This window comes from Kitasatospora sp. NPDC093558 (genome assembly GCF_040683475.1).
Classification (GTDB): Bacteria; Actinomycetota; Actinomycetes; order Streptomycetales; family Streptomycetaceae; genus Kitasatospora.
In genome coordinates this window covers 1-5,642 of sequence record NZ_JBFBDY010000415.1, presented here as the reverse complement: position 1 = coordinate 5,642, position 5,642 = coordinate 1, and the positions used below count along the sequence as shown (strand labels likewise).

The following is a 5,642-nucleotide window of genomic DNA, read 5'->3' as shown; positions in this document are numbered from 1 at the left end:
GGACCAGGTGGCCGGGACGCTGCGGGACTTCGCCAAGCTGGTGATGCGCGCACGCGGCGAGGAGGGGCTGGAGACCGCGCTCGCCCGGCTGGCCGAGGCGGACGCCGTCGGCGAGGCCGCCGAGCGGGCCGGCGCCTCGTACAACTCGTGGTTCCTGCGCGGTGGTTCGCACTACGAGCGGTCGCGCTGCCTGGCCATCGCCGGGCGGTACGAGGAGGCGCTGGCCGAGGCCGAGCGGGCGATCGCGGTGTACGAGGAGGGCGGTGAGGAGGCCGAGTCGCCGCGCGCCGAGGCGGTGCGGATGGCCGCGCTGATCGAGGGCACCGACCTCGGACGGACGCGGGCCGCGGCGGCCCGGCTGAGCGCCGCCGTCGACCGCTGCCGACGGGTCGGGCTGCCGGAGGCGGCCGAGATCCTGGCCGACCTGCGCGAGCGGATCACGGCCGACCGGGGCTGACGGTACGTGTGTGAGGGGCGGGCCCGTCGGCCTGCCCCTCACACGCGCACGCGTCTGTCAGCAGGAACCGTCGTCAGCAGGGACCGTCGTCCGCCCAGACGCCCCACTGGCCGCTGGCGCTCGGCACCTCGTTCAGCGTCCACCACTTGGCGTGGTAGTTGTGCCCGTTGTACGAGACCTTGTTGCCGGCGGTGTACGTCGTGCTCGCGCTCCACGCCGGGAGGGTGCAGGCCCCCGGGGTCGTGGGCGGGGTCGTCGGAGGAGTCGTCGGAGGAGTCGTGGGTGGCGTCGCGCCCGCGAACTTCACCGTGTACTTGGTGAAGTCCCAGTCGCCCTGGGCCACGCTGGAGCAGGAGCCGGACAGCCCCGGGTCCACCGGGCCCGGGCACTGGCGGTCGCGGTTGACCGACCAGAAGGTGTAGCGGGCCAGGCCGTGCGCGGTGGCGAAGTCCAGCACGGTCTGGAAGTCCGCCTGGCGGAAGTACTCGGCGGCGTCGGTGCGGCCGTTCATCATCGACACGCCCTCGTGGGCGTACGCGGTGGCCTCGGACCAGCCGAAGGTGTTCTGCAGGATCTGGTTGAACTTCACCAGCGCGTCGGTCTGCGCGGCGGCGCCGCTGAACCCGCCGTCGAACGGCATGATCGAGTAGTTGTCGGGCGTGAAGCCCTGGGACTTGGCCTCGCCCAGCATCTGGGTGCCGAACCAGCCGGTGCCCGCGTTGGTGCCGGCCGTGGTGATCGACACGTACAGGCCGGGGTTGTTCTGCTGGAGGATGCGGGCGGCGCCGATCTCGTTGTGGATGGCCGCCGTGTTCTCGTACTCCGGCTCCTCCAGGTCGAAGTCGATCGCCTTGAGCTGGTACTTGGTGACGACCTGCTGGTACCCGGCGGCGGTCGCCTCCGGCGTGCCGCAGACCTGGCCGAGCTTGGTGCCGCCGTAGCCGCCGACCGACACCGAGACGTCCCCGCCCTTGCCGCGGATCGTCCGGATCACCGACGGCATGGTGGTGTCGGAGTCGATCGAGGACGTCCCGCCCCAGGCGGGGGCGCAGCTGTTGCCCTGCGCGAGGATGAAGGCCAGCTGGAAGGCCTTCTGCCCGGTGGCGTCCATCACCGCGGCGGCGTCCGGCGGGCTGTTGTCCTCGGGCATCAGGTACGGCGCCGAGGCGTACCAGTTGCTTCCCAGGCTGGTCGTGGCGGCGGCGACGGCGGTGACGGAGGGCACGGCGCCGGAGGCGGTGACGGCGGCTCCGCCGCAGGCGACCAGCCCGAGCACGCCGGCGAGGGCGAGGGCGGCCCGGCGCGAGGCCCGGTTGGCTCTGTTGGCCCTGTCGGGCGCGGGGTGTGGGGGAAGAGCGCGTTCCATCGGAAACCTTTCCAGGAAACGGCAGGGGTAAGAGGCCCGTCCGCGCCGGATGTGGGGGCGGCGCGCGGGCCGAACTGGCCTACGGCACGGGGTCGTTGCCGAGGACTGTCACTGGTATAGACCTCTTTCGGAAGGGTGGTCAACCCCGAAACGGTCAAGCCGACTCCGCGTCGCCACGGCCCGCCGGGCCTAGAGTTGACGGGTGGCCAACGAAATCTCGAACCGGGTCGACGGACAGGTGCGCGCGGGCACCATCGTCCAGGCGCACACCATCGAGCACCTGTACGTGCACGCACCGGCCGCCGAGCCGGACACACCCGTCCAACTGCCCCCGCCGCCCGCGCACTTCGCGGACCGCACCATCGAGCAGGAGGCGGTCCTCGCTGCGGTCGCGGGCGATCACGGCGCGCCGGCCGACGGCCCCCTGGTGGTCTGCGTCAGCGGCATGGGCGGCATCGGCAAGACCGAACTCGGCTTCCGCCTCGCCAGGGAACTCCGCCGCCTCGGCCACTGCCCCGACGGCGTGTTCCATGTCGACCTGAACGACCTGCGGCGCGACGGCGTCGTCGAGGTCGCCGACGCGCTCGGCGACCTCTGCCACGCGCTCGGCCGCGGCGACGCCCTGCCCGCCGGCTACGCCGAACGGCGCCGCGCCTACTGGGCGGCCACCCAGGACAAGCGGCTGGTCGTCGTGATCGACAACGCCCAGAGCGGCGCCGAGGTCCGCCCGCTGCTGCCGTCCTCCGGCGCCGCGGTCGTGATCGTCACCAGCCACGCCCGGCTGGCCGACCTCGACGGCGCGCGATCCGTCGACCTCCCGCTCGGCCCGCTCTCCGGCGAGGACGCCACCGGCCTGCTGCACGCGACCGTCCAGGATCCCCGGCTCGTGAATGACCCGCAGACCGCCGCCGAACTCGCCGGGTGCTGCGCGGGCCTGCCCGCCGCGATCCTGGTGGCCGGGCGACTGCTGCGCAAGCGCCGCAACCGCGAGCTGCGGCGTCTGATCGACGAACTCACCGCCGGACTCCGCGAGGAGGGCGTCCCCGTGGTCGAAGCGGTCTGGAACGCCGCCTACGCGCGTCTGGGGCCCACGGCGGCCCGGCTGTACCGGGCCCTCCCGCACCACCCCGGCCCGGTGGTCACCGTCCCGGTCGCCGCCGCGCTGCTCGGCTCCGGCCTGGACCTCGCGGAGGACGCGGTCGACGAACTGGAGGAGGCCGGGCTGCTGCTGCGGCGGCCCGAGGGCCTCGGCATGCACGACCTGCTGCGCGGCCACGCGCTGCGCAGGGCCGACGCGGGCGCGGGTGCGGGCACGGATGCGGGCGCGGGTGCGGGCACGGATGCGGGCGCGGGCGTGGGCGCGGACGCCCCGGGTGACGTCCGGCGCAGACTGGTGCGCTGGCTGCGCCGTCAGGCGACCAGGGCGGACCTCCTCGCCGCCGGCGCCCGGCTCACCGTCTGCGGCCCGGCGCCGGAGGAGCCCGGCCTGGCCGGCGTGCCGGACCTGGAGTTCGCCGACAAGCACGCGGCCATGCACTGGCTGGAGCGCGAACACCTCGCCCTCTTCGGCGGCGTGCGGATCGCCCACGAGGACGGCCTGGACGACGACGCCGTCGCGCTGTGCGAACCGCTCTGGACGCACTTCCTCGACCACCAGCACTACGCCGATGTGACCGAGGCCTTCCGCCACGGCCTGGCCTCCGCCCGGCGGGCGGACTTCGCCGCCGGGATCGTCCGCATGCACTGCCAGCTCGCCCGCCCGCTCTGGGAGCAGGGCCGGTACGCCGAGGCGCGGCAGGAGATCGACGCCGCGGTCGGGCGCGGCCGGCTGCTCGGGGAGCGGGCGGACGAACGGAAGCTGTTCGCCTCGGCGATCGAGTTCCGAGGCAAGCTGGCCTCCGTCCAGGGGGACTGGGCCGCCGCCGTGCCCGACTTCGAGGCCGCGCGCGAGGTGCACCGGGCGATCGGGAACGAGTACGGCGCGATGCTCCAGACCTACCTGATCGGCCGCGGGGCCGTCGCGATGGGCGAACTCGACCGCGCCGTCGAGCTGTTGACCGAGGCGCACGAGACCGCGCTGCGACTCGGCCGGGACCGGATGTCCTCGCGCACCGCGTTCGAACTGGGCGTGGCGCTCCGGCGGGTCGGCCGCCGCGAGGATGCCGCGCGCCTGTACGAGGCCGCCCTCGCCGGGGCCAGGGCGCGCGAGTCGGCGGCGGACGAACTGCGGGTCCTGGAGACGCTGGTGGCCTTCTGCGAGGAGGACGGCGACGCCGCCCTCGCCGAGGGCTACCGCCTGGCGCTGGCGGAGGTGGCCGGCCGTCAGGCGGGCTGAGCCAGCTCGGCCTCGGTGGCGGGCGTCAGGTCGACGCGGTAGTCGGTGCCGCCGATCCGGGCGGTGAGCGTGCCCGGGAGCGCGAGCGGGTGGCTGCCCAGCCAGGCGTGGACGGCGGAGAGGACGGCGGCCGGGTCGGTCAGGCGGATCACGGTGCCGGCCCGGGTGGGGCCGACGCGGACGGCGAACGGCTCCGCGCCGTCGCGTCGGACGAGACACGTGGTGGGGGAGAGGACGACGGCGGCGGTGCGGCAGCCCGGGTACTCGTCGAGCACCTCCGCCGTCCGGCCGGCGGCCGTCCGGTACTCCTGGTGCCAGGTCGCGTGGGGTCCGTCGGCGGAAACGTTTCCGCAGCGCCGGTAGATCAGCGCGGCGCTCTGGAGCTGGCGGACACCGGCCCGCCCGTACTCGGCGGCGCGGTGGTGGAGCGGCAGGTCGGTCCACGGTGGCAGCCGCTCGACGGTGACGCGCCGCCCTTGCGTCGTGGCCCGGACGGCGAACGCGGCCGGGGCGTGCGGCGCCGTGCGGTCCGGTCGCGGCACGGGGAGCGGGCGCGACCGGACGGGGTGCGGAGCGGGGGCCAGCCCGAGCAGCTTGTAGAGCTCCGGGCGCAGCGTCTCCAGGGACTCCCCGGCGAGGGCGAAGGCCTGCTCGGCGAAGCGCCGGGTGCGCGGCGGCGCCGCCGGGGCGAGGTCGGACGCGGCGGTGTCGAGGTCCAAGTGCGGTACGGAGGCGAGCAGTTCGTCCATCGGGCTGCCCGGGACGAGCTCGCTCGCGCCGGCGCACCCGGCCACGATGTGCCGGTCCAGGGCGGCGGCGTACAGCGCCACCGACCCGTGATCGGAGACGACCGCGTCGCACGCGACCAGCAGCGCCGCCCACTCCTCGTACGGCGCCGCCAGGACCAGACCCGCGTCCAGGGCGGGCCGCAACTGCCGGACCAGGTCGAACGCGCCGGTGCGGCTGTACTCGTTGGGGTGCACGATCAGCGCCAACTGGTAGGCGTCGTGGGGCAGCCGGGCCGCCAGCGCGGCCGGCAGCCCCGGGCGGCGGGCCAGGAGGGACTCCGGGCCCCAGGTGGACGACAGGACGACCAGCCGCCGGGCCCCGGTGCCGAGCGCGGCGCGGATGGCGTCGCGGCGGTCCAGCGATTCGAGGATCCGGTCGAGCGTCGGGTCGCCCGCCACGACGGCGTGGCCGCGGGCGGAGGGGACCTGCGCGGTCAGGCGCTCGATCTGGGTGGGGTGGGCGAGGGCGTGCAGCGTCGCGGTCGGCCGGCCCGCGCGGAGCAGGAACGCCGGATCGAGGCCGGACGGCAGCACGGGCGAGCCCTCGTCCGGCAGCGCCTTGTTGAAGCCCGCGCCGTGCGGGAGGAGCACCTGGTGGCCGCGCAGGTCGCCGAGTCCGCCCTTGGGACTGGCCGTGAGGATCAGGTCGTGCGGGGAGGCCAGGGCCTCGGACCACGGAAGGCAGCGCGCTCCGGC

3 protein-coding genes and 1 pseudogene are annotated in these 5,642 nt (G+C 75.1%); 2 read left to right on the top strand and 2 right to left on the bottom strand.

Going from position 1 to position 5,642, the window contains the following annotated elements; genetic code table 11:
• Window positions 1-457 (top strand): annotated as a pseudogene (locus AB0O00_RS27840) (hypothetical protein); the annotation flags it as partial.
• A 73-nt stretch (window positions 458-530) separates the two neighbouring features.
• Here the strand turns inward: AB0O00_RS27840 and AB0O00_RS27835 are convergent.
• Window positions 531-1,823, bottom strand: a complete 1,293-nt coding sequence (locus AB0O00_RS27835; RefSeq protein ID WP_363656297.1) for a carbohydrate-binding protein — start codon at window positions 1,821-1,823, stop codon at window positions 531-533.
• A gap of 202 nt (window positions 1,824-2,025) precedes the next feature.
• Between AB0O00_RS27835 and AB0O00_RS27830 the strand changes: the two genes are divergently transcribed.
• Window positions 2,026-4,158 carry an NB-ARC domain-containing protein gene (locus tag AB0O00_RS27830; RefSeq protein ID WP_363656295.1) on the top strand — a complete coding sequence of 711 codons (2,133 nt, stop codon included), beginning with the start codon at window positions 2,026-2,028 and terminating at the stop codon, window positions 4,156-4,158.
• On the opposite strand, the gene AB0O00_RS27825 is transcribed toward AB0O00_RS27830, so the two are convergent.
• Window positions 4,146-5,642, bottom strand: a 1,497-nt coding sequence (locus AB0O00_RS27825; protein ID WP_363656293.1) for a translation initiation factor 2, incomplete at its 5' end; no start/stop codon positions are given. The genes AB0O00_RS27830 and AB0O00_RS27825 overlap by 13 nt on opposite strands.